The following is a 23,582-nucleotide window of genomic DNA, read 5'->3' as shown; positions in this document are numbered from 1 at the left end:
ATTGGTCCGACTGCTCCATCCCTTCCCGGTGGTCCCTTTGGTCCGGGTGGTCCGGTCGCTCCATCTCGACCTGGTGGTCCCTTTGGTCCTGGTGAACAATTTTTACACCATTTTTTGTTTCGTTCACACTCAAAATACAATGTCATTTTTATACACCTCCAAATATTTAATTTTCATTCCAACATTTTATTCTGCATGGTTAGAAATGTTATAAATTAATTTGGTAAATAAGGTAAGGGTATGGAAGTGGAAGGGTGGAAGTTGCGCAAGCTATATATATAGAAATAAGAAAAGTCAGTCTTCAAGTTCATTGGGAAATTGAATAATTTTAGGGGCAAAGCTAGAGGAATAATTGGTATGTCTTTAAATCATGTATATTTAAGGAGTTGAATTAACATCAGAAGGCATATTTTAACTACTTACTTGTATTTAACTAGAAACAAAAAAGCTTGCAGCAGAAATGCTGCAAGCTTTCTATAATGTGCTTTGTGCTCTTCCTAAATATACTTCCGATGCACGCTCTTCCCGTCATACGTAAACAATACATTTTTCGTCTCAATCACCGATTCCATATGGACTGGTCTACCCCAAATTTGAAAAATGTACGGCATTACTTTTTCTAAATATTTTAGGTCAAGCTCAATTCCCTCAAACCAATGCTTCAAATATAGCTCCCCTGCTCGTAAATAATCCCCGTCATTTACCGTAATATATGGGAACCCACCATTAACACGCATGTTCACCAATTGATCGCGTACTTGTTCCCAAGCCTTATCAACAATTTTGTAGTCTTTCCCCTGCTTTTGGAAAAGATACATATCCTCCCGCATGACAAGATCTTTGTTAAGATAGTTGCGCAGGAAGGAAATGTCAGATTCCACTTCCCTCACCTCAAACATTTTTTCCCTTCCTGATCCTGGCAACACTCCATCCCGTTTCATCTCTTCAGTAGGGTTGTTGTAACGTTCCTCGATATCCTCAAAAATTTTAATACCTAGGTAGTATGGATTGATGCTCGTTTTTGAAGGCTGCACAACACCTGCATTTAATTTTGCGTATTCCAATGCCTCATCGCTTGTTAGGTCCATTTCACGGAGAATTCGTTGATGCCAATAGGAAGCCCAGCCTTCGTTCATAATTTTGGTTTCCATTTGCGGCCAGAAATATAACATCTCCTCTCGCATCATTGTCAGGATATCACGTTGCCAGTCCTCAAGCTCACTGCTGTATTGTTCAATGAAAAGAAGAATATCTTTTTCCGGTTGAGGAGGGAACTTCTTTTTTCTTTTCTTTGGAACTGCTTTCGGTTTACTACGATTATCCAAATTCCATAAATCATCATATTGACTCGCCTTCTTCGGTGCTTCTTCCTCCTCCTCCATATCCTCCATGCTCCATGCAAGCTTGGAGCGAATAAGAGAAGGGTCAATATGTTCTTGTATAGCTAGGACTGCATTCAAGAAGTCCTCCACTTCTTTTTTTCCATAATCATGTTCATATTGCTTAATTCTCTCGGCAGTAGCGGCCATACTCTCCACCATGTCTCTGTTTGTATTCTGAAACCGGCAGTTATTCTTAAAAAAGTCACAGTGTGCTAGCACATGTGCGACAATCAACTTGTTTTGAATAAGCGAGTTTGTATCCAAAAGAAAAGCATAACAAGGATTTGAGTTGATAACCAATTCATAGATCTTACTGAGTCCGAGATCGTAATGCAGTTTCATTTTATGAAATTGTTTCCCAAAACTCCAATGGGAAAAGCGTGTCGGCATTCCATATGCTCCAAAAGTATAGATTATATCAGCAGGACAAATTTCATAACGCATTGGATAAAAGTCCAGTCCAAACCCTTTTGCAATTTCGGTAATGTCATCAATGGCGTGGAATAAGGCCTTTTCGTCATTTGCTCTCATCAAAACTACCTCCCTTTTCCTCTTATCACAATGTATGAACAAGGTGACCATAACATGAGAAGGGATTGTTCGATTGCGACATTTTTCTATATGCCCTCCTCTGGCATTGGCGTAATGTTATACTGTAGATAAGCATCATTTGAAGGAGAATACGTATATGGAATTTATTTTATTTATACTTCTAGGTTTTTCAATTAGTATGCTTTCCGGTTTTTTTGGAATAGGTGGCGGTCTCGTTCTGACCCCGGTCTTGCTTCTTATAGGGTACACTCCCATTGAAGCAATTTCTACCAGTCTTCTTTATACCATTGGGACATCTGTCGCAGGTGTATATGCGCATTTCAAAATGAAAAACATCCAATGGAAGGCAGCACTCATCATCGGAGCAAGTGGAGTCGTCGCCACACAAATTGCCTATCCTGTAGTAAGTTGGCTGGAGTCTAACGATTATGACACCACTGTTGTACCAATTCTATATCTTGCTTTGCTTTCCTATTTTGCATATAAAATGTTGAAGAATGAAAACGGGGAAAATCAAGTTGCTTTTGATGACAATTCAAACAAGCAAAGCTTCTGGAAGTTTATTATCATAGGGGTGATTGCAGGATTTCTTTCTACTACCCTAGGTGTGGGTGGTGGTTTCATCATTGTCCCATTATTGATAGCCTACTACAGTTTTTCTTCCAAACAAGCTGTAGCGACAAGCCTTGCAGGAGTCATTTTAATTGTGAGTGCCGGATTCATTACATATGCACTAAACAATCCAATAAATTTTAAGGTAGGATTATTTTTGATTGCTGGGGCCATCGTTGGGTCTCAATTAGGAGCAAAAGCCACCTCTTTCTTTAAAAGCAGAAGCATTCAAAAATTGTTGGGTTTTCTATATATTGTTACGATGATTAGTCTCATCTTAGAGATGATAGAACTGTCTACAGTTGGCTTGGTTGCTTTAGGATGTTACACCTTATTTATTAATGTCTTCTTGCTGACAAGACTTTTCAAGAAGAAGGTTCAGCCATCTCATTTATAAAAAAAGACCCTCCCTTTAACATTAAATTGTTAATAAGGAAGGTCTTTTTTTTGAATTATGGAGCCAAGTATGATAAAAATGCTGTCGCAATTCCAAAATAGATTAATAAAGAAAGGATATCGTTCACGGTTGTGATAAGTGGACCGGATGCAATGGCAGGGTCAATGTTCAGTTTATAGAGAATTAATGGGATTATCGTACCCGCCAGTGTACCGATGATTAGAGTGAAAAATAAAGAAACTCCTACAACCATTCCCAAAATCAAATCGCCTCGCCATACAAAAGCAATGATGGCAATTAATATAGCGCATGTAATTCCAATTGTTATTCCCACTCCAAGTTCACGGAGAACAACTTTTGTAACCAGCTTTTTATCCAAATCACGAGAGATAAGTCCACGTACAATAACAGCAAGTGATTGTGTACCTGTGTTACCTGTCATCCCAGCAATCATCGGCATAAAGAATGCCAGCGCCACCACTGTACCTAATGTATCTTCAAACCCGCTTATAATACTGCCTGAAATTAGTCCAATAAATAATAATAAGATCAACCACGGCAAACGTCTTGCAGAAGCCACTAAGGCAGGTGTATCAAAGTCAATATCTTTACCAGATGCAGAAAGTTTTTCAATATCTTCATTTGCTTCTTGAATCACGACGTCGATGACATCATCGACTGTAATGATTCCAATTAAGCTTTTTTCATCGTCTACAACAGGAACCGCTAAGAAGTCATATCGCTCGATGACATTTGCCACTTCCTCTTGGTCTGTATCAACATGAACGGAAATGACCCTCGAAAACATAATTTCCTGTATTTTTTCATGGGCGTCCGCTAATATAAGATCCCGGTAAGAGACAACCCCTACAAGCCTTTTCTCTTCATCAATGACATACAAGTAGTTGATGGTCTCAGCCAGTTCCGCAAAAGATTTAAGCTTATCGACTACTTCACGGACTGTGTATTCCTGAGGGATCCACACATACCGATTTGTCATCAGTCGTCCTGCAGTTTCCGCCTCATATTTCATTAAATCCTGAACGGCGCTGGATTCTTCTTTGTTCATTTTTGCTAAAAATCGGCTCTTAATCTCCGGATCCATTTCGTCGAATAATGTAGCTAAGTCATCATTGTCCATTCGGTCCATTACTTTTGCTGATTTTTCCACACCGATTTTTTGTAATACTTCTAACTGCAATTCCTGGTTTAGTTCTTGGATGAGTGCAGTCAACTGCTCAATTGTAAGGTATGTAAGAAACCTTACTTTATGCTTTTCAGGAAGCTGTTGATAGATGACCCCTGTATCATATGGCTGAAGTTCTTCAATAATATCTTGGAAAGCTTTTCGCTTACCGTCTTTTAAAAAGGTAATGATGTTTAGAATAATTTGATCCTCTGTCATGTTTTTCACCATGAGCTTTGCCTCCCTGCATGCTAAGGAGTACAAGGTATCATATCTTTATTTTACCGTTGGGATGGTAACTAATAATGATATGTATGTTCCTGTACTTCTTATTAAATTCGTCCTCGGACTTGGACTACTATCCATGTTCGTTACCACCACCTTAATTTATGTTTAAATAGTTTTCTGTGTAACTCCCTGTTTCCTTGCGTTCCTGGTGTTCGCTTTCTGTGGGAAGGTGCTTGAGCTTCTTCAGTTTGTTGGGGACACCGCTGAAACCTCACATCTTGCACTTCAGTCAACAGGGAAAACAGGTTTCAATCATTAAAAAAGCACCTGTCATTTTGGAACGAATGAAGGTGCATGAAGCCCCGCCTAACGAAGGTTTTATGAGTTAATTTTGTTTTTCATATTTACTACTCTACAAGGGAAAAACAGATGGTGTCAACCTTTTTTGGCCCTACTTTTCAATAAAACACTTACAAACAAAATAACCCTTTTTATCTTTTGAGAAATCAATACCATTATTCTGTCTCCTTAATTTTAGATTCATTACGGTCTAAAAACAGATTTTTCGCTTGAGCCACAAGGTATATGCCCACCTTTTTATTCCGATTCCATTCTTCCTGAAAAACAGATAAAGGAGGGTTTGTATCTTCCACAAAGTAAGAAATTTCAGGTGTGAAGGAAGGCCTATTGAACTCTGAAACAAACCAATCGGAAAACCCACCGCCAACAGCATGCTCTTCCGGTTGGTCTAGTTCATAACCTGTTAACTTCGATAAGTGATCTGCTATTTTCTTATCCCGATTTACCACCGCCTGGTTATTTTTGAAGTACCAGTATAGAACTCTCCCAGAGGAGTGATAGGTAACCGCCATTAACGGCTCTAAATCCTTTGTAAATTGTACAACTGCTCGTACCTCTTTGGCTTGAAGCGGGTACTTTCCTTTGTAATATTGATAGGATGGAACTGCCGTTTTTTCTTTAATGTTTTTCCAGCCTGCAGGATACTGCCTGTTCAGATCTATTCCCATCCCATTTGCTTTCCAACGATCGAAATCCGTACTGTTTTCATTCATGTGGATTAATCGAGTTTGTTGATGTTTAGATAAAAAGCCTATCCCTTCTTGTTGAATGCGTATCCCATCCGGATTGACCATTGGGATAAACCAAATGGAAACCTCATCCAACAGCCGCGAATTGTAACCAAATATTTCCTGATTGCTATTATACGCTTCTAGGTAATATTCCAGTTTTGTCATGACAAGACTTGTTGTAAGCCATTCTCTTCCGTGGTGACCACCTAATATAATGATGTTTTTTTTACCTTTACCTATTTTTGCAGCCCAGATATTTTGACCAAACTCTGATTTGCCAATCAGCTTGATTTGTATCTCATCCTTGTATTTTCTATTTAGAAGCCTCAAATCTTCCCGCATTCTGTCATAGGTATACCATTCTTGAGCATTTACTATTTGCTCTGCCTTCGAAATGAATGGGTTAATTTGCACAAGTAAAAACAGTAATACAATCACTTTCCATCGCTTCATTTATACACCTCAAAATCGCATTTCAATTATTTTGTGTAAGTTTTCGTTTGGAGATACGACCAACATTTTCAACGAAGGAAACATTGATTTTTAACACAAAATAATAGTACTCCTTAACAAGAGGAGGCGAGGATTCCAGATGAACACCGTTGATTATGACCGCGCCTTATATTACACGCACCGATCTGAATGGGATAACCTTCTTATCCTTATGGTGCGGACGAAAGATGACTTCCTCTCCAAAAATATCGAGCACTTCCTTCACTCCTATAATTTTTCTAAGGACTATAAGGAAATCGAAAACAATCTTTATCAGTTGCTTCGATATATTGATCACGCTGTAACAAGGAGCACAGAAGATCAATTGGACGAAATCAGTCACGGATATATGGTGTAAATCATTTCTTAAACGAACAGTGATCCGAGGTGAAACAAACCTTGGGTCGCTGTTTTAAAATATATAAAAAAAAAGACCTCCAATTAGGCCTCTTCACTCTGCATCATATATTCACGCATTTTTACATACATCACTAATTCTTGGTAAAGGGCATCAACCAACTCCGCACTCTCTTCATTCACTGAATCATTTTCATCAACAAAACAATGCGGGTCCAGTACCAATTGTCTTGGTATCACATTGGCATAAACGCCTCGGCCAACTACTCGCATATTGTTCAATGCATTGATACCGCCTTTTCCACCACCAGCTACTGCTAACAATCCAACAGGCTTGCTATGGAACTGCTCACTGCCAAGGAAATCTAACGCATTTTTCAATGCCCCGCTCATTCCACTATGGTACTCAGGAGACAAAAGCACAACTCCATCTGCACCTTTTATTTTCTCTCTTAACGAAATCACATTATCGAGTTCCGCCTGATAAGACTCTCCATTATATAATGGAATGTCACCATCACTTAAATCAATAACTTCCACACCATATTTTCTTTGAAGAAATCTTGCAGCTATTCCAGTACGACCTTTTTTTCTTGGACTGCCGTTAATCGCGATAATTTTCATCACTACTTGCTCCCTCCATCTGGTTTTATATAGTTAGTATATTCGACAATGTTCATTTGCAAATCGGAACAAATAGCTAACTTTCTCTACGAAAAACGAGGGATTTCTTCTACAACTAAAGTCGTAGATCAGGCTATGCCATGTTTCACTGCATAAAGTGCTGCTTGAGTCCGATCTGCCACTTCTAGCTTCGTTAAAATGTTTGAGACATGGGTTTTCACGGTCTTTTCAGTAATAAACAAAGATGAAGCAATTTCTTTATTGCTCTTTCCTTTTGCTATCTCAGCTAATACTTCGAGCTCTCGTTTGGTCAGTTCTTCATGTAAATTTCTACTTACACCTTTAGCGAAATGCGACATGACATGGGAAGTGACCTTAGTATGCAATTGACTCTCCCCACGGTGTACAGCACGGATTGATTCAATTAGCTGATCAGGTTCTACATCCTTCAATTGATACCCTGTTGCCCCGGCACGTATGGCGGGAATGACATGATCTTGGTCAGAGAAACTGGTCAATATCAACACTTTGGAAGGAATATTTCTTTCCATGATTTGTTTGGTTGCTTCAATACCGTCCATCTCCGGCATCACTAAGTCCATCAGAATAACATCTGGTTTTAAAGCTTCAGCTAGATCCACTGCTTCCTTCCCGTTTTTAGCTTCCCCGACAATTTCAATGTCTTTTTGTGTGTTCAAGAAAAACAGCAAGCCTCTTCTCACCACATGATGATCGTCTGCAATTACTATCCTGATCATTTTTGCTCCCCCTTTTTCACTGGCATTTCCACACGGACCAACGTGCCTTTCCCAAGTTCACTTAACAAAGTGAAGCTTCCTCCAAGCGCTTCAGTTCTCTCTTTCATACTTCTTAATCCTAAAGAAGGAATCTCTTCACTTTGTGTAAAAGAAAAGCCTCTCCCGGTATCTTTTATCTCCATGGATACTTTTTTATTTTTCACTTCCATTAACAAACACGCCTCTTTTTTTCCTGCATGCTTTTTGCAATTGTTCAGTGCTTCTTGTCCTATCCTCCACAAGCCTTCTTCCATTTGATTTGGCAAGTCAATGACACCTTTCACCTCGGAATGAATGCTTAACCCAAGCACTTTGCCATAATTGAGCAGTGCACTCACAACCCCATTTTCCAACCCTTCTGGCCTAAGCTGCCAAATAAGCGCTCTCATTTCACTTAAAGCCTCTTGAGAAAGCTCCTGCATATATGTCAGCATTTCAAGGATTTGCCGATCTTTTGTCAGCTCTTTTGTCCCTCTTGCTGTGAGCATAAGGGAGAAAAGAAGTTGGTTCACCGAATCATGCAAATCCCTGGCCAAGCGGTTTCTTTCTGCCAAAATAGAAAGGTGCTGTTCATTTTCGGAAAGTCGGATACGCTTGATTGCCGTTCCAATTTGATAGGCAACAGACTCTAATAGCGCTAGTTCTGTATCGGAAAAATGTGTTTTAGAAGGAGCCGCTACATTTAGAAGACCAAACTTCTCCTCGCCTGCTCGTAATGGGACTGTTGCATGGTGGGTAATATCGTTTGTCTCCCCCCAATCAAACTTTATAGCATCTTCTAACCTTTTGCAGGCAATGATATTGGATGCCCGCTTGAGCCTACCGTCCTGATAACGATCGAGGCACCAACACCCTCCTTCGCACATTGGTTTATTGTTGTGGCTTTTTAGTGCATTCGGAAGCTTGTGTTCTGCAGCCAATTCGTAATTCCCTTTTTCATCTATTAGATAAATCCAGCCTGTTTGAAGGCTTGTCACTTGAAGTAGTTCTATTAACACACTTTCAAGCATTGCCGGTAAGTCATTTGCTTGATTAAGCGATTCCGCAATAATTTTCAGCGCGCGCAGTTCTTGGATTCTTTGATTATCCTGGACCACTTAATATGCCCCCTATTCTGTATACCTGTTATCTTTCAATTGTAACAGGGGGAATTCCTTTTGGCTTTCGTAAAAAGACCGGATTTCCGTACGACTTTGGTCGTAGAAGTGTGTAATCCCGAACAAAAAACCACATCGAGCATGACTTTTCTAACTGAAACGGCACCTATTGGAATGTTTAAGTATGTAATTTTATTTCTCAGTTAAAGTTCGTATGAAAACTATCCTCGTTCGTGCCAATTCACCTTATCCCTTGAAACCAGGCCTGAAGATCTACTCCAATAAAAAATGGAAAAGCGACCAACCTCGCTTTTCCATCTCCATCACTTTCTTTAAGCTTTTCCTACAGAATTCTTGCTATTTACTAACTGATCCACCTTCTCCATCAGCGAAGAGGAAATAGTGTCTAACTTCTCCTTACTCGCATCCATCGAGTCAGATTGAGTACCAAAGTAGAACTTTATCTTCGGCTCTGTACCAGATGGTCTTACACATACCCATGTACCGTCTTCTAGGAAATACTTCAGTACGTTTGATTTTGGAAGTTCCATTTTCTCCACAGCATTTGTTTTGACAACCAATCTTTCTTGTGTGGAGTAATCTTCGATTGCTGTAACTGCGTATCCTCCCACTTTAACTGGAGGCGTGTTCCGGAAAGCCGTCAGAAGGTTTGCAATCTGCTCTGCTCCTTCTTTTCCTTTTAAAGTTAGGGACTTCATGCCTTCTAAGTAGTATCCGTACTCTTTATACAACTCCATTAACCCTTCATACATCGTCTTGCCAAGTCTCTTGTAGAAGGCGCAGATTTCCACTGCCATAATGCATGCTTGAACAGCATCTTTATCGCGGGCAAAATCAGCAATCAAGGAACCATAGCTCTCTTCGTAACCGAATAAGAAGGTATATTTTCCGCTCTCTTCATACTGCTTGATTTTCTCTCCGATGAACTTAAACCCTGTTAACGTATCTACAGTTTCCACACCATAACTATCGGCAATGACGCGGCCAAACTCTGACGTTACAATCGTTTTGAGCATGACACCGTTAGAAGGAAGCGTACCTGTTGCCTTCTTTTCAGACAACAAATAATGCAAGAATAGCGCACCTGTTTGGTTACCAGTCAACACTATATACTCTCCGTCGGCATCTTTAACCGCTACTCCAAGACGGTCGGCATCCGGATCTGTTGCTATTAAAATATCGGCATCCATTTCCTTGCCGTCACGAATCGCCAATTCAAATGCAGCATGTTCCTCGGGATTTGGAGAGGATACAGTAGAGAAGTTAGGGTCTGGCTGTTCCTGCTCTGCCACTACTTTCACATTTTTATATCCAAGCGCTTCAAGACCTTCGCGAACTGGTAGGTTAGCTGTTCCATGTAAAGGTGTAAATACCACCTTTACATCCTTGCCCATCTCTTCCCCTAACTCAGGGTGTACACTAATGGTAGTAAGCTGCTTTAAATACTCCTTGTCTAACTCTTCGCCAATCATTTTAATCAGGCCTTTATTCTTCAGCTCTTCTTCTGAAGCAACCTGTATCTCAAGCTCATTTTCCACTTCTTTCACTTTGGAGATAACCTGATCCGCTTCATACAACGGTAATTGTCCACCGTCAGGACCATACACTTTATAACCGTTATATTCAGGAGGGTTATGGCTTGCCGTGACTACAATTCCGGAGAATGCTCCTAAGTATCGAACAGCAAAAGAAAGGACCGGTGTCGGACGCAGGCTTTCAAACACATACGTTTGGATCCCATGGCTTGCCAATGTTTTGGCTGCTTCCATTGCAAATTCCGGAGATTTATGACGGCAATCATATGCGATTGCCACTCCGCCTTTTTTCGCTTGTTCACCGAAGGATTCTATGTATCTTGCTAACCCTTCAGACGCTTTACGAACAGTATATATATTCATTCGGTTTGTTCCTGCGCCAATTTCTCCGCGCATTCCACCTGTTCCAAATTCTAATTCTTTATAAAAGCTTTCTTCTTTGGCCTTGTCATCGTGCTTCATTTCTTGAATGAGCGTATTCATTTCTTCATCAAGGTTCGTGTGTGACTCCCAAAGGTCAAATTTCTCCATCCATTTCATCTGTCTTTTCCTCCTTGCGTTTATCAGGATATAGTATAACTTCTACTTACCTACTAATGCTTCCTGCAAAAAAAATACGTCGAATTATGACAAATTACGCGTACGTGAACGTTTTCACTCATTATTATACTAAAAAAGAAAAGGAATTGCCTTAAGCAATTCCTTATTAGTAAGAATCTTAACTGATTCTGTTGGAAACCTTTTGATCAAAACCCTGTTCTTCGTCCACTGCTCTTACTGCATCATGTAAATGACGCTCTAACAAGATTCGATTCTGCTCTTTTTGCTCTCTGCTCCAAACTAATTCCTTGGCCATTACATCCAATACTTTTGTTTTCCAGTTCTCCACCCAGGCAATGTCGAAAAACAATGCGCCCGTTCTGCGGATGAAAAAGTCAGTTGGAGTTGCTGTCATTTCTTCTTTTAATGCATATACGACCTGTGCATACACATCTACTGGCAACCCTGCTTTTTTTGCTTGGCTAGCATCTGTTTTTGCAATGGCATACACTTTATCTACATTTGAACCATACATAGCGGAAAGCTTTGTTGCTTCTTCTCTTGTAAAACCTAGTTTCATTCCTTCTTCTACTTTCTTTCTCATATATGCGGAGAAGTTAAGAGAACCTCCAACATCTCCACCTGAAATAGGCATATTCTTTGTTTTGGATTTGCCGAAGTTTTTACCCGTTTCTTTTACAAACTGTTTATTTATTAAGTCCACAACCATCTCAGCCATTTTTCGATAACCTGTCAGCTTTCCTCCCGCAATGGTAATTAATCCAGAGTCTGAGATCCACACTTCGTCTTTTCTGGATATTTCAGAAGCGGATTTTCCTTCTTCATGAATTAACGGGCGTAATCCAGTCCAACTGGATTCAATGTCAGATTCCTTCAATTTTAAGGAAGGAAACATGTATGCAATAGCATCTAATACATACGTTTTATCCTTTTTCGTCATTCGTGGATGAACCATGTCCTCTTTATACACCGTATCCGTTGTTCCGACATATGTTTTCCCATCACGCGGAATGGCAAAAATCATTCTTTTGTCTTGTGTGTCGAAGTAGATTGCCTGTTTTAACGGGAATTTCTTTTGGTCAAATACTAAATGAATCCCTTTTGTCAGTTGCAGATGTTTTCCTTTTTTCGAACCGTCCATTTCACGCAGTGTATCAACCCATGGGCCTGCAGCATTTACAATTTTTTTAGCACGAATGGCATAAGCCTTGTTTGATAATTGATCGACCACTTTCACTCCCACTACTTTTCCATCCTCGTAAAGGAGTTCTTCCACTTTTGCATAGTTAACTGCTTCTGCACCTCTAGTGACCGCTTCTTTTATGACTTCAATAGTAAGGCGTGCGTCATCCGTGCGGTATTCCACATAAACACCTCCACCTTTTAAACCGTTGCTGTTTAGAAGAGGCTCACGTGTTAACGTTTCTTGTGCATTCAACATTTTGCGGCGTTCTGACTTTTTTACATTTGCCAAGAAGTCATACACCCTTAAACCTAAGGACGTAGAGAACTTTCCAAATGTTCCTCCTTTTTGGATCGGCAACAGCATCCATTCAGGAGTCGTTACATGTGGGCCATTTTCATAAACGACGGCACGTTCCTTCCCTACTTCTGCCACCATCTTCACTTCTAATTGTTTTAAGTATCGAAGTCCGCCATGAACAAGTTTTGTGGAGCGGCTGGAAGTACCGGCAGCAAAGTCCTGCATTTCCACAACAGCTGTTTTTAATCCACGGGTTGCAGCGTCCAGGGCGATACCACTGCCTGTTATGCCACCACCGATTACTAATACGTCATAAGTTTCTTCTGTCATTTTTTCTAAAAAAAGGCTTCTATTAAAGCTCGCAAAGTTTAATTTTTTCATTTTATTTTCCTCCATCCTCTTAGTAGGTATATATACAAAAAGAGACCACAGAAAACATAGACAAAGCTTTTGCTCTGCATACGTTCTGTGGTCTCTCCTAATCTCCAACCGAAATATTAACTTATCATTAGTATATCATATGCAACGCTTACTTAAAAGCAATAGTTGCATTTACAGCTTTTTTCCAACCACTGTACAATTCTTCTTGTACTTGTTTGTCCATCTCTACCTCAAAGGTTGATTCAACCTTCCACTGTGAAGCGATCTCCTCTTTATTTTTCCAATACCCAACAGCCATACCAGCCAAATACGCTGCTCCAAGTGCCGTCGTTTCATTGACAGATGGTCGCTCCACCCCAACCCGGAGCATATCACATTGAAATTGCATTAAGAAATTATTCTTCACTGCTCCTCCATCTACACGTAGTGTTTTTAAAGTGATTCCAGAATCATGTTCCATCGCCGTCAACACATCTTTTGTTTGATACGCCAACGATTCCAACGTTGCGCGAATAAAGTGTTCTTTAGATGTACCCCTCGTCAATCCAAATGCCGCTCCGCGAACATCACTATCCCAATAAGGAGTGCCTAGTCCAACAAATGCTGGCACTACATACACCCCTTCTGTAGAATCTACTTTTGTAGCATACGCTTCACTTTGACTGGCATCCTTGAACATGCGGAGTCCGTCACGCAGCCATTGAATAGCAGAACCTGCAACAAAAATACTACCTTCTAATGCATAGGTTACTTTGCCGTCAATCCCCCATGCAATGGTAGTGAGAAGCCCACTTTCCGACTTTATCGGCTTCTCTCCCGTATTCATGAGCATGAAACAACCTGTACCGTAAGTGTTCTTCGCCATCCCTTCTTCATAGCAAGCCTGTCCAAATAGCGCCGCTTGCTGATCGCCAGCCGCACCTGCAATCGGAATTTCCTGACCAAAGAAGTGATAGTCAACCGTATGTGCATAAACTTCCGATGATGGTTTGACTTCTGGAAGCATACTTGCAGGAACGTCTAGAATATCCAGTAATTCTTGATCCCATTTTAACTCATGGATATTGTAAAGGAGAGTCCTAGAAGCATTAGAATAATCCGTCACATGTGCCTTTCCGCCTGAAAGCTTCCAGATCAACCACGTATCAATGGTTCCAAATAGCAATTCTCCCTTTTCCGCACGATTTCGTGCCCCGTCTACATGATCAAGCAGCCACTTCACTTTTGTCCCGGAAAAATAGGCATCAATCAACAACCCCGTTTTGTCTCGAAAGGTCTGTTCATGGCCCGCTTCTTTTAATGCCTCACAAATAGCCGATGTCTGTCTGGACTGCCAAACAATCGCATTATGTATCGGTTGCCCCGTCTTTTTATCCCACACAACAGTCGTTTCACGTTGATTAGTGATACCAATACCAGCTATCTGGTTTGGTTTTACCCCTGACTCAGACAAGCAAGATGCAATGACAGACAAGATGGAACTCCATATTTCGTTCGCATTATGCTCCACCCAACCTGATTTTGGAAAGTACTGTTGAAATTCTTTTTGTGCCGTATACACCGGCTCTCCATTTTTATTAAAAAGAATCGCTCTTGAACTTGTTGTTCCCTGGTCTAAAGATAAGATATATGTTTCCATTTCTAGCACTCTCCCTAACATCTATTTTGAATAATGCTCCCAAAGATCCTGTTTGGAGGTAGTAACTGCTGTCGCTCCTGCTTCAATCGCACGATCCACATCCTCCACGGAACGGATCAAACCTCCTGCAAAAACAGGAATGCCTGTTTTCTCTTTTACTTCCCTAATCATATGAGGCACAACCCCAGGTAATACTTCAATAAAGTCGGGCTGGACCTTTTCAATAACCTGATAACTTTTTTCCACTGCATTGGAATCAAGTAAGAAGAGGCGTTGTATGGCATAGATACCCCTTTGTTTGGCCTTTGCAATCACTGCCGCTCTTGTAGAGACGAGTCCTGCCGGTTTTAAGGTTTGACATAGGAATTCTGCCGCATGTTCATCATTTTTAATTCCTTGAATAAGGTCTACATGGACAAACAGCTTTTTCTTTTCTCTTTTAGCTGCTTTTATATAATTTGGTATTTGTGAGAGTTGACTATCTAGTATTACACCATATTCATAGTTGCTCTGTAAAAATTGATCTAGCGTTTTGCCGTTTTTTACAGCAGGGAGTATGGTTTGATTTTGGAATGTCATCGTTTTACCTCAATTCATATCGTGATCGAGTCAAGTTGTAGCGCTTTCATTTTCTTATTTACATTTTAATACGTTTTGTATTAAGGTTACAACCTTTTTGCGCGAAATAATTAAGAAGCACGTGGAACACCGCTGGTGATTTCCGCACTGGGCTTCGCTTTCCTAGGGGCGGTGCTTGAGCCTCCTCACTTCGTTGCGGGGTCTCAACCTACCGCTACCTCCCTCAGGAGTCTCCGCCCCGTGCTCCAATCACCAGCTAGAAAATTAAAAAATCTTAATGTTTATGTTAAGGAGTTTACTTGTGGGGTGCAAACAGCAAATCACAATGAAAATCACGACATTTTTGACATAAAAAAGGCTCAAAGAGATTTTCTTTCCTAAGCCTTTTTTACTTTGTTTTATTTCACAACAATCGCTCATAGATTGTTTAAGATCGTTATTGTAGATCACACTCTAGTTCAATAAGGTGATTGAATAACTATATTTTCTTTAAGGAGAATAACATTTCTAAAGCATCTGAGAGTATATCCTGTTGTCTTTCTATTTCATCTAGTTCTTTCTTTACCTTTAAAATACAATTTAATAGAACTTCATCGTCAATTTTTGATTTAATACTTTCTTCAATTAGTTGATAAGAATTCATTTGGACTTCGTAGTTACCTGTTAGCAAATGATAAATCAGTGTTTCAAGGTGGGGAGAACAATCGAATGGCTTCAATGCATTAAGCAAGGTACCTCTATACCCCAAAGTTTTCGGGTCATTTATCGTTTCTATTAATGGTTCTATTGCTACTTCGTTTCTAATATCACTTAGGGAAAGTGCAATTGAATTTCTTAACATATGATTATGAGTGCATTTTAAATAATGTATGAGTAGGGGAATAGCTTCATTATGTTTATTTTTCCCGATTTTCTCTAACAAACTGTATACTACCTCTTGATTATCATTTTCTAATGCTTTTCGTAACAATTCTATCTCCATCTATTAAAACCCCTTCATCTAACTATGTTCAGCAATAGCAGCCATTACATGGAATAAACGCGTTACTAAATAAAAGCTCCCAGATTGTTGAATTCTAAATCCCTTTTAATCTGGGGTAATTAAACCGTATCTGCTTTTTTTACCCATCCACGAACTAACATCACGCCACTTAAGATTTTTTGAAGAAATCCAGCTATTAGCACCCTGAGTAAAATTATTTGGTTCCCAATCATAATCATCAGCCCAATAAAAATAACCCTCGTGTAAAATAAGTTTTGCTTCATAAATGACTGGGTCATACTTAATCGGACTGGGAACGATATGAAATTGAGTTACCCCTTCAAAAAGTAATTCAATTGCAGAAGGATTATCATACTGTCTTTGGAAGAGGATTCGTACATTAGTATCAAGGTCTGTTGACATGCCCATAGATAAATTTTCATCTACATAGCTCTCAGTCCACATATATAATTCCTTTAAGCAACTATCATGGAAACCACCAAATGTTTCTAACAATTTTTCAATATCCTGCCTATGTTTAAGTTCTTTCCATTCCATAATTATCAACATTAATTAATTTTTTCTCTTCCATTAAACTACCTATTCCTAAGTTAGACGAGATAAGCTATGCTGCAATCGCCCTAGATAATGGAGGAAAAATTTAAGTTAAAATATCAGATTACGAAGGTACAAAATACCGTATAACAAAGCCCCACCAACTAGAATTAACAGTGCAACCATAACAAAACCATAGACTAATCCTTTCCCCATTGCAGATATATCTAAAAACATATTCTTTATTCCATTAACTATTGACCTCATAGCCACCCCTCAAACATAACTATTATTTCTCTACGAAAGCTTTCCTTAAAAGTTCCACTTTCTACTTCCTACTTTTAATATTGATATTAGGAATTTGTATCCTTTTCTTTTATTACTGTAAAAGGTTTTTCTACTCTATTAATTACTTTAATATATAAGACACTATTCACTTCATTATTAGGTTTAAAAGTCCCTGGTCCATCATTAAAAACTGTATTCACCCTAACTTCGTTACTAAACTCTTGGATTTGACTTATCATCCTGTTAGGCTCAAAAAGCATTAAATATGTTTTATTGTCTAAGTGATATGTATGTAAACCTCCGTCACCTAACTGTATTTTTTCTTGAAAATACTTCTTAACAATTTCAGGAGTACCATTATGAAGATGTATTAAATCTTGTTCAACCAATACTTTAACATTGGGTTCTTGACTACAACCTATAATTAATAAACTTAGCATCATAACAACAAATCTAACTCTCTTCAATTTTTCACCCCTTTGAGTTTGTATTACTCTTCTAAATGATCAAGTCCTGCTTAAGGAGCTTACGCACTATGCTGCAATCGCCCTAGATTGTTTAAGATCAAGATAATTAAGATTGCTGCCTTTTAGCTTGTTGGAATAACGTATTCCCTTCTTGAATAAGAAGACTTCATTTTTCAAATCGCACTAAAGTTTTTTCTGGCATTTTAATCTGGTCAATATCAAAGCTGTTAATTTGCAGGGTTAACTCGCCTTCTCGCCTTTGAGTTTCTTCCCCCACCCAACAACTATACAGTTCAAAAAAATCGCCATTTTTAAGATAACTGTCCATTAATTTACATAGTTCTATTAGCTCCTTTTTTGATTCAGCACACGTTTTACGATTCATATATTCTGAAATCTCAATTCCCCAATCACTTGATACCTCATAAACATAAGGAGTTTTGAATTGATACTTCTGTACATTGATTCGGTGTTCTTCATCTGAAAAGAAACTACCTATCGTAACTAAATCATCATCTTCATCATTAATGGGTATTTCTACGTTACAGCCAATATAACTGGCTAAACTCATTTCCATCGCTCCTTGTGATTACCTTATACAGTTTTGGAGTTAATATTCGGCATCCCAAAACTTATCCTTTTTTATATCTTCAACTACTTTTTTAAAGACATTATCACAACTAAAAATCATTCTAACAGGCGATTTAGTTGGACTACCACCAAATTTAGAACAAGGAAAAATTCGAACTTGAAAAACATTTTCGATTTTCCGATAATACACGTCTACAATCCAGTGCGATACATTTGGGTAGTCAGGCGTCATTTCATCATTTAACAAGGAAATCTTATCGCCTTTTCCCATTGGTAAAAGTTCATACTCTAGGCATTGGTTCCCCTTTAGTTTATGTTTCTGACGTTTTGCCTCTTTAAAAATATTATATTTATTTTGGACCTTCTTTTTTAATCTTCTTTTCAATGATCATCACACCTAAAAGTCATTATTTAATTTATAGCTTCTTCCACAATCCTGCCCAATTCATAAGTAAGGAGCGCCCCACAATGCTACAATCGCCCTAGTTTGTTTAACAAGGTAATTCCTAAAAAGTATATTTTTCTTTCTTTTCAATAAAGTCTTCTTCACTTATCTCACTCTTATCAGTAACTAAGAGAGATTGGAATGCTTTGAATAGTTCTTGTATTTCTTCTTGTTGATTAATCATATCCATACTTTTTTGATACTCATTTTCATCCTTATATCTTGAAATTTCTATCCATTTCGTAGCATCATCCTTACTATTTAGATACATTGTGTGAAAATCTAAATGTCTCCCGTAAATTTCTGATGCTTTTTCTTGAATTGCTAAATATTCGTCTACTTTATTTTTTTGAATATGATACTGATAAACTTTAACAAACATGAACTCACCCCAATTTTATTTCTTCTTCCATTAAACTGCCCGTTTGTTAAATAGTTAAAATTATGAATAATACCTATATTTTAACATATTTATAATTGACTTGCGTTTAACACCTTCAAATTTACACTCCATCCAATAATTATTTTTATCTTTAGAAATGGTAGGTGATTTGATTGTAGTTTTTAGAAGTAAAAACTCATAGGATAGTTGGTACAACAATACAAAGCGCACTGTGAATTTCTATGTGAAATACAGTGCGTTTTGCATGGATATTTACTTGTTTGCACCTCTGAAGACAGTTAACTCTGGGATAGCTTTCTATACAAATATTTCAGTGAGTGGAATTACCTTGTTGATTGTAGTGAAAGGCGCGCAGACGCCCGCGGGAGGAAGGGACAGGTGAGACCCCGCAACGAAGTGAGGAGGCTCACGGACCGCCCGCAGGCAAGCGAAGCGCCTGGAACGGAAATCAACCGTTTTAGATATTATCCTATTAAAAAACTGCCACAGGCAAAGTTTGCGCGTTGTGGCAGTTTAGTTGTTATCTTGTTAGTTCTACTTGATATTGATATTGATCGGAGCGGTATTTGGTTTTGGCATATTCAATTGGCTTGTCATTGATGCCATAGCTCAAACGAGTCATTTCCAGTAATGCTTGGCCACCGCTTATGCCTAGAAGGTCCGCGTCATGAAGCGTGGCATTGACTGCAGAAATTTTCTCTTTTGCCTTTTTTAACATCACGCCGTTTTCTTCTAATATCTGATAAAACTTAGCGTTATTGAGATCATGTTTTAATAAAATTTCACCAATTTTCTCTGGCCAACACGTACGTTCAAGAGCAATCGGTAAATCGTTAACGAAACGAATTCGGTCGATCACTAATATCTTGTCCTCATCATTTAAGTTGAGTTTAGCTTTTTCAATAAAAAGGTCGTCCCTGAATTCTGTTCTTAATAACTTCGAATGAGGCATCAAGCCTTTTTCCATCACTTCTTCTGCAAAACCAGTGAGACGGCCAAGGGATCCCACTAACTTCTGATACTTGACTGTTGTTCCTTTACCTTGCTTCTTCTCCAAAAGTCCATCATGTACCATTGACGTAATCGCCTGTCTTATGGTTGTTCTGCTTACATCAAATTCTTTCATCAGCTCTTGTTCTGTAGGAATCAAGTCACCTGGACCCCACACTTTATCCACAATCCTTTTAACCAAAATATCCTTTATTTGATGATAAAGTGGAATAGGACTGCTATGATTTATTTTCACTGTTGCCGACACTCCTTTTACCTATCTACTTCTATTCTAATATGTTTCGCATGTAAAAGATAGTATCGTCACTACCATTTATTGCAAAACATCTTAGCCCTTCACTGAACCCGCAGTCATCCCTGCAACAAAGTAACGTTGTAGGAAAAGATAAGCTAGAACCATAGGTGCAGAAGCGATAATAACACCTGTAAATAACATTGGATAATTCGTCATATACTCTCCCTGGAATTCTAATAGTGCTAGTGGAAGAGTTTTGTATTCCGCTTTTGTGATAAATAAAAGTGGATAGAGTAGATCGTTCCAATGCATCACAAATAGAAAAATAGCGGTTGCTGACAAAGATGGCAAAGATAGCGGCAATGCAATGCGATAGTACATCTGCCAGTTGTTCCCTCCGTCAATCGTACATGCTTCAAACAGTGATTTCGGAAGTGACCTCATGAATCCAGAAAGAATGAAAACCGCTACAGGCAGGGTAACAGATAGATTGACAATCATTAAACCCACTAATGAATTAGTTAAATCTAAACTATAAACTAATTGATATAAAGGTATCATGTTTACTTGTGCAGGAACCATCATTCCAATAGTAAAGAACACGAATATCCCGCCACCGATCCAACCTCCAAGCCTTGTAATGCCGAATGCCACAAGACTTGCAAAAAATAAAGTAAAAACAACCGATACTAGTGTCACAAGTACGCTGTTTAAAAAATATGTGCCCATCGCTTGCTCTTGGAAGATTCCAAAGTAATTACTAAAATTAAAGCTAGATGGCAAACTTAATATATTCTCATATATTTCAGATGTTGTTTTAAAAGTTGCCATTACAATGGAGATTACCGGTACTAGAATAAGCGTTGCATAAATAAACAGTAAAAGTTTTTTTGTCCATTTCATCGTCGTTCCCCCCTTCTAATTTTCTAATGTGTTAGCCCGAAGTACACGGAATTGCAAGAATGTAATAAGTGCGATGACCAACATAAAAATTACAGACTCCGCTGATGCATATCCAAATTTAAAGCTTCTAAATGCAGTTGTGTAAATGTGGGTTGCCAAAATCTCTGTGGCATAGTTAGGGCCACCCCTTGTCATGGCATATATCAGGTCAAATGCTTTAAAAGACTGAATGGTTGTATAAGCAACGACGATGGTTGCAGCAGGAGCAATCAACGGCCATGTTACCTTGCTGAATGTTTGCCAGCGGCTTGCCCCTTCAATTTTTGCCACTTCATATAAATCCTCAGGTATTGCTTGCAGACCAGCAACAAAAATAATGAGCATTTGCCCAGTATGAAACCAAACTTGTACAAAGGCGATGGAATATATCGCGATGTTTTGATCACCAAGCCAATTGTTTGCAAACATTTCAAGTCCTACACTTGAAAATAGGTTATTGATGATACCTAAGTTAGGGTCATACATATAGGACCAAATAAATGCTACCGATACAGAGGATAGGATGGTCGGAAAGAAATATAAAGCTCGTAAGAAAATATTTGTTTTTGTATTCTTAACAAGTAATATCGCAAATACCAACGAGAACAAAGTCTGAAAAACGACGACAAACAGCATAAATTTCAGGTTATTTGTCATGGATTTTATAAAAATAGAATCATTGGTAACTAGATTTGTATAATTCTCGAATCCTACAAAGTTAAAATCTGCAGTAAGTCCATCCCAATCTGTGAACGAGTAAAAAACTGCACTAATCGTTGGGAGGATAAAGAAAATACTATAAAAAATAAGCCCTGGTACAAAAAATAAGTAAAGCCACTTGCTCTGTTTCATTGTATCCCCCTTTCATATGAAAGGAAGAGGAGAACAAGCTCCTCCTCCCCATAAAAATTAATTTAGGTTTTGATCAACAATTTGTTGTGCTTTTTTCGCAGCTTCTGCCGGCTCGGTTCCGCTCAATACATCTTGGATAGAACCAACAACCGCTTTTTCCACATCAGCGTTTGGAATAAGATAACGCGGTTGGAATCTAGTGTTTTTATCCATCCAATGTACGGTATCTTTTAAGACGTCAGATTCATAGTTTACATCGTTAACCGTTAAATGCTGTCCAGTCTTATTAGCATAAATTGAAGCATTCTCCGGTTTACTCAAGAATTCAATGAATGCTTTCGCTTGCTCTTGTTTCTCGGATTTACTGTTAACTGCCAACATGAAAGTGGTAGTGTGGATACCTTCAAATTTCGCTTCAGACTCCGAAACTGTAATAGGTGCCAATAAGTTCAATTTGACATCTTCTTTATGACTCTTAATATTTGCCATCGCATAGGAGCCTGTGGCAAGCATTGCAGCTTTTTCCTGTCCAACTAGAGCAATCGCTCCATCATGCTTAGTTCCTAAAGCATTAGCTTGGAAATATTCTTTGTCATTTAATTCCTTGAATTGAGATAACGTTTTTACCCACCACTCGTCCGTTAACTTAACTTCTCCGTTTACGAGTTTAGTAAATACTTCCTCATCTGTGGCATTGTTCATCATCATAGCGTTCATCAATTGACCAGGACCGATATCAGCACCTGGGAAAGCAATAGGTGTGTAGCCATTCTCTTTTAAGGTTTCACATAAAGCCAAAAATCCTTCCCAATCGGTTGGTGGCTCTAACCCTAACTCTTCAAAAATCCCTGCATTATAGATAGGTTGGTTAAACACAAGCTGATATGGTAATGCATATTGTTTTCCTTCGCTTTGTCCAACTTCTACGAGGCTCTCTTTAAAATTCGAAACAAATTCTTCGCCAGTTAGATCCTCAAAGAACCCAGCTTTTTGGATGATTTCAAATTGAGATCCAGGCATGGATACAAAAACATCACCTGTTGTTCCATCACGAAGTAACGTTTGTGCAGTGGATTGATATTGTTCTGACGGGTATGCCGTCATATCGACTTTTATATCTGGATTTTCGTCCTCAAACTTCGCTATCAATTCATTAAACACCTCAACATCTTCGCCACGCCAGTGAATAAAACTGATGGTTGTTTTTCCATCCTTCTCACCAGATGATCCTTCTGAAGAACATCCAGCTAAAGCAAGTGACGTCATTAATGCCAAAATGATCGAAAGCAATTTAAACTTTTTCATAACATTTCCCCCTTTTATTATAACGTTACTACCTTAAATTACTTACGTTACTACCTTTTAGAACAAAACAATCCCCTCTAACGCAAGTAAATTTTAATGGTAGCGTTTTCATAACTCCTAATTCAAATAATACTTTCTTTTTTCAGTTAATTCAATAATTTTTTTCTAATATTTTATTTTCATATGTTACAAGATTTGTTGAAGTATTGAGTCCCTTTACTGTTGTTTAAAGTGAAAGGCGCACAGAGGCCTGTGGTAGATAGAAACAGGTGAGCTTCCGGAAGCGTAGCCAGCTAAATTAAAGCAAGAGCTAGTTTTTATGAAGAATCCCATAAAATATGTAGGTTAATGCTTTTCCATAGAGAAAATTGCGATGGCAATAGCTTAATAAGAAACAGAAGATTAAGTATAAGAATAAATTTATGTGAAAAGGTCCTTTTGTGGGGTCGCTTTTTAATGATGTGTTTTAATATTTTTATGATGGGAATGAAT

At 38.6% G+C, this 23,582-nt stretch carries 24 protein-coding genes; 3 read left to right on the top strand and 21 right to left on the bottom strand.

The window, feature by feature from the left end; translation table 11 throughout:
* Window positions 1-497 precede the first annotated feature (497 nt).
* Window positions 498-1,913, bottom strand: a complete 1,416-nt coding sequence (locus AAV98_RS18970; protein ID WP_060667083.1) for a SpoVR family protein — start codon at window positions 1,911-1,913, stop codon at window positions 498-500.
* 157 nt (window positions 1,914-2,070) lie between these two features.
* On the opposite strand from AAV98_RS18970, the gene AAV98_RS18965 reads away from it, so the two are divergent.
* On the top strand, window positions 2,071-2,943 hold the full coding sequence (locus AAV98_RS18965; protein WP_060667082.1) for a sulfite exporter TauE/SafE family protein: 873 nt from the start codon (window positions 2,071-2,073) through the stop codon (window positions 2,941-2,943).
* Between the two features lie 55 nt (window positions 2,944-2,998).
* Here AAV98_RS18965 and mgtE read toward each other — a convergent pair whose 3' ends face one another.
* Together mgtE and AAV98_RS18955 are read right to left on the bottom strand one after the other, a co-directional pair.
* Window positions 2,999-4,360 (bottom strand): magnesium transporter, encoded by a 1,362-nt coding sequence (gene mgtE / locus AAV98_RS18960; protein ID WP_060667081.1) that lies wholly within the window; start codon window positions 4,358-4,360, stop codon window positions 2,999-3,001.
* A 512-nt stretch (window positions 4,361-4,872) separates the two neighbouring features.
* Window positions 4,873-5,901 carry a M14 family zinc carboxypeptidase gene (locus AAV98_RS18955; protein ID WP_060667080.1) on the bottom strand — a complete coding sequence of 343 codons (1,029 nt, stop codon included), beginning with the start codon at window positions 5,899-5,901 and terminating at the stop codon, window positions 4,873-4,875.
* Window positions 5,902-6,040: 139 nt separating this feature from the next.
* Here AAV98_RS18955 and AAV98_RS18950 point away from each other — a divergent pair, with 139 nt between their 5' ends.
* On the top strand, window positions 6,041-6,298 hold the full coding sequence (locus AAV98_RS18950) for a YhdB family protein (RefSeq protein WP_060667079.1): 258 nt from the start codon (window positions 6,041-6,043) through the stop codon (window positions 6,296-6,298).
* A gap of 83 nt (window positions 6,299-6,381) precedes the next feature.
* On the opposite strand, the gene AAV98_RS18945 is transcribed toward AAV98_RS18950, so the two are convergent.
* From AAV98_RS18945 to AAV98_RS18935, 3 genes are all read right to left on the bottom strand, one after another.
* A complete protein-coding gene (locus AAV98_RS18945) occupies window positions 6,382-6,921 on the bottom strand; it encodes an NADPH-dependent FMN reductase (protein ID WP_060667085.1) in 540 nt (179 codons plus the stop codon).
* A 128-nt stretch (window positions 6,922-7,049) separates the two neighbouring features.
* Window positions 7,050-7,679 (bottom strand): response regulator, encoded by a 630-nt coding sequence (locus tag AAV98_RS18940; RefSeq protein ID WP_060667078.1) that lies wholly within the window; start codon window positions 7,677-7,679, stop codon window positions 7,050-7,052.
* Window positions 7,676-8,815, bottom strand: coding sequence for a GAF domain-containing sensor histidine kinase (locus AAV98_RS18935; RefSeq protein WP_060667077.1), 1,140 nt, complete (start codon window positions 8,813-8,815; stop codon window positions 7,676-7,678). The genes AAV98_RS18940 and AAV98_RS18935 overlap by 4 nt, the downstream gene beginning before the upstream one ends.
* Before the next feature lie 60 nt (window positions 8,816-8,875).
* On the opposite strand from AAV98_RS18935, the gene AAV98_RS20405 reads away from it, so the two are divergent.
* Window positions 8,876-9,022 (top strand): hypothetical protein, encoded by a 147-nt coding sequence (locus AAV98_RS20405; RefSeq protein ID WP_156317862.1) that lies wholly within the window; start codon window positions 8,876-8,878, stop codon window positions 9,020-9,022.
* A 125-nt stretch (window positions 9,023-9,147) separates the two neighbouring features.
* Here the strand turns inward: AAV98_RS20405 and AAV98_RS18930 are convergent, their stop codons facing one another.
* The 15 genes from AAV98_RS18930 to AAV98_RS18865 form a co-directional block, all read right to left on the bottom strand.
* Window positions 9,148-10,911: a phospho-sugar mutase gene (locus AAV98_RS18930; protein ID WP_060667076.1), complete on the bottom strand. Its 1,764-nt coding sequence runs from the start codon at window positions 10,909-10,911 to the stop codon at window positions 9,148-9,150.
* A 178-nt stretch (window positions 10,912-11,089) separates the two neighbouring features.
* Window positions 11,090-12,796 carry a glycerol-3-phosphate dehydrogenase/oxidase gene (locus AAV98_RS18925; protein WP_060667075.1) on the bottom strand — a complete coding sequence of 569 codons (1,707 nt, stop codon included), beginning with the start codon at window positions 12,794-12,796 and terminating at the stop codon, window positions 11,090-11,092.
* A 148-nt stretch (window positions 12,797-12,944) separates the two neighbouring features.
* Window positions 12,945-14,435, bottom strand: coding sequence for a glycerol kinase GlpK (glpK, locus tag AAV98_RS18920; RefSeq protein ID WP_060667074.1), 1,491 nt, complete (start codon window positions 14,433-14,435; stop codon window positions 12,945-12,947).
* A 21-nt stretch (window positions 14,436-14,456) separates the two neighbouring features.
* Complete coding sequence (locus AAV98_RS18915; protein ID WP_060667073.1) at window positions 14,457-15,014, bottom strand: glycerol-3-phosphate responsive antiterminator; 558 nt, start codon at window positions 15,012-15,014, stop codon at window positions 14,457-14,459.
* A 478-nt stretch (window positions 15,015-15,492) separates the two neighbouring features.
* A complete protein-coding gene (locus AAV98_RS18910; protein ID WP_060667072.1) occupies window positions 15,493-15,996 on the bottom strand; it encodes a HEAT repeat domain-containing protein in 504 nt (167 codons plus the stop codon).
* 105 nt (window positions 15,997-16,101) lie between these two features.
* On the bottom strand, window positions 16,102-16,554 hold the full coding sequence (locus AAV98_RS18905; RefSeq protein WP_060667084.1) for a hypothetical protein: 453 nt from the start codon (window positions 16,552-16,554) through the stop codon (window positions 16,102-16,104).
* Window positions 16,555-16,662: 108 nt separating this feature from the next.
* Entirely contained in the window at window positions 16,663-16,818 is a 156-nt protein-coding gene (locus tag AAV98_RS20620; protein WP_197284335.1) for a hypothetical protein, read from the bottom strand.
* An 86-nt stretch (window positions 16,819-16,904) separates the two neighbouring features.
* Window positions 16,905-17,306 (bottom strand): hypothetical protein, encoded by a 402-nt coding sequence (locus AAV98_RS18900; protein WP_060667071.1) that lies wholly within the window; start codon window positions 17,304-17,306, stop codon window positions 16,905-16,907.
* Window positions 17,307-17,472: 166 nt separating this feature from the next.
* Window positions 17,473-17,877 carry a hypothetical protein gene (locus AAV98_RS18895; RefSeq protein WP_060667070.1) on the bottom strand — a complete coding sequence of 135 codons (405 nt, stop codon included), beginning with the start codon at window positions 17,875-17,877 and terminating at the stop codon, window positions 17,473-17,475.
* 39 nt (window positions 17,878-17,916) lie between these two features.
* Entirely contained in the window at window positions 17,917-18,282 is a 366-nt protein-coding gene (locus AAV98_RS18890; protein ID WP_060667069.1) for a hypothetical protein, read from the bottom strand.
* A 121-nt stretch (window positions 18,283-18,403) separates the two neighbouring features.
* Window positions 18,404-18,724: a hypothetical protein gene (locus AAV98_RS18885; RefSeq protein WP_060667068.1), complete on the bottom strand. Its 321-nt coding sequence runs from the start codon at window positions 18,722-18,724 to the stop codon at window positions 18,404-18,406.
* A 541-nt stretch (window positions 18,725-19,265) separates the two neighbouring features.
* Window positions 19,266-19,991, bottom strand: coding sequence for a GntR family transcriptional regulator (locus tag AAV98_RS18880; protein ID WP_082380960.1), 726 nt, complete (start codon window positions 19,989-19,991; stop codon window positions 19,266-19,268).
* A gap of 93 nt (window positions 19,992-20,084) precedes the next feature.
* Window positions 20,085-20,894 (bottom strand): carbohydrate ABC transporter permease, encoded by an 810-nt coding sequence (locus AAV98_RS18875; RefSeq protein ID WP_060667066.1) that lies wholly within the window; start codon window positions 20,892-20,894, stop codon window positions 20,085-20,087.
* A 15-nt stretch (window positions 20,895-20,909) separates the two neighbouring features.
* Complete coding sequence (locus AAV98_RS18870; protein ID WP_060667065.1) at window positions 20,910-21,785, bottom strand: carbohydrate ABC transporter permease; 876 nt, start codon at window positions 21,783-21,785, stop codon at window positions 20,910-20,912.
* Between the two features lie 57 nt (window positions 21,786-21,842).
* A complete protein-coding gene (locus AAV98_RS18865; RefSeq protein ID WP_060667064.1) occupies window positions 21,843-23,090 on the bottom strand; it encodes an ABC transporter substrate-binding protein in 1,248 nt (415 codons plus the stop codon).
* Window positions 23,091-23,582: the final 492 nt, after the last annotated feature.

It is taken from the genome of Bacillus sp. CHD6a, from assembly GCF_001293645.1.
In the GTDB taxonomy this organism is placed as follows: domain Bacteria; phylum Bacillota; class Bacilli; order Bacillales; family Bacillaceae_I; genus Sutcliffiella_A.
This window is presented reverse-complemented; position numbering and strand designations above follow the sequence as displayed.

Coding starts and splice junctions, on each gene's coding strand:
- AAV98_RS18940 (WP_060667078.1), bottom strand. CDS start 7,679: ATGATCAGGATAGTAATTGCAGACGATCATCATGTGGTGAGAAGAGGC.
- glpK (WP_060667074.1), bottom strand. CDS start 14,435: ATGGAAACATATATCTTATCTTTAGACCAGGGAACAACAAGTTCAAGA.
- AAV98_RS18945 (WP_060667085.1), bottom strand. CDS start 6,921: ATGAAAATTATCGCGATTAACGGCAGTCCAAGAAAAAAAGGTCGTACT.
- AAV98_RS18915 (WP_060667073.1), bottom strand. CDS start 15,014: ATGACATTCCAAAATCAAACCATACTCCCTGCTGTAAAAAACGGCAAA.
- AAV98_RS18885 (WP_060667068.1), bottom strand. CDS start 18,724: ATGTTTGTTAAAGTTTATCAGTATCATATTCAAAAAAATAAAGTAGAC.
- AAV98_RS18965 (WP_060667082.1), top strand. CDS start 2,071: ATGGAATTTATTTTATTTATACTTCTAGGTTTTTCAATTAGTATGCTT.
- AAV98_RS18950 (WP_060667079.1), top strand. CDS start 6,041: ATGAACACCGTTGATTATGACCGCGCCTTATATTACACGCACCGATCT.
- AAV98_RS18870 (WP_060667065.1), bottom strand. CDS start 21,785: ATGAAACAGAGCAAGTGGCTTTACTTATTTTTTGTACCAGGGCTTATT.
- AAV98_RS18905 (WP_060667084.1), bottom strand. CDS start 16,554: ATGGAATGGAAAGAACTTAAACATAGGCAGGATATTGAAAAATTGTTA.
- AAV98_RS18955 (WP_060667080.1), bottom strand. CDS start 5,901: ATGAAGCGATGGAAAGTGATTGTATTACTGTTTTTACTTGTGCAAATT.
- mgtE (WP_060667081.1), bottom strand. CDS start 4,360: ATGGTGAAAAACATGACAGAGGATCAAATTATTCTAAACATCATTACC.
- AAV98_RS20620 (WP_197284335.1), bottom strand. CDS start 16,818: ATGAGGTCAATAGTTAATGGAATAAAGAATATGTTTTTAGATATATCT.
- AAV98_RS18970 (WP_060667083.1), bottom strand. CDS start 1,913: ATGAGAGCAAATGACGAAAAGGCCTTATTCCACGCCATTGATGACATT.
- AAV98_RS18930 (WP_060667076.1), bottom strand. CDS start 10,911: ATGAAATGGATGGAGAAATTTGACCTTTGGGAGTCACACACGAACCTT.
- AAV98_RS18910 (WP_060667072.1), bottom strand. CDS start 15,996: ATGGAGATAGAATTGTTACGAAAAGCATTAGAAAATGATAATCAAGAG.
- AAV98_RS18875 (WP_060667066.1), bottom strand. CDS start 20,894: ATGAAATGGACAAAAAAACTTTTACTGTTTATTTATGCAACGCTTATT.
- AAV98_RS18865 (WP_060667064.1), bottom strand. CDS start 23,090: ATGAAAAAGTTTAAATTGCTTTCGATCATTTTGGCATTAATGACGTCA.
- AAV98_RS18895 (WP_060667070.1), bottom strand. CDS start 17,877: ATGAGTTTAGCCAGTTATATTGGCTGTAACGTAGAAATACCCATTAAT.
- AAV98_RS18925 (WP_060667075.1), bottom strand. CDS start 12,796: ATGAAAAAATTAAACTTTGCGAGCTTTAATAGAAGCCTTTTTTTAGAA.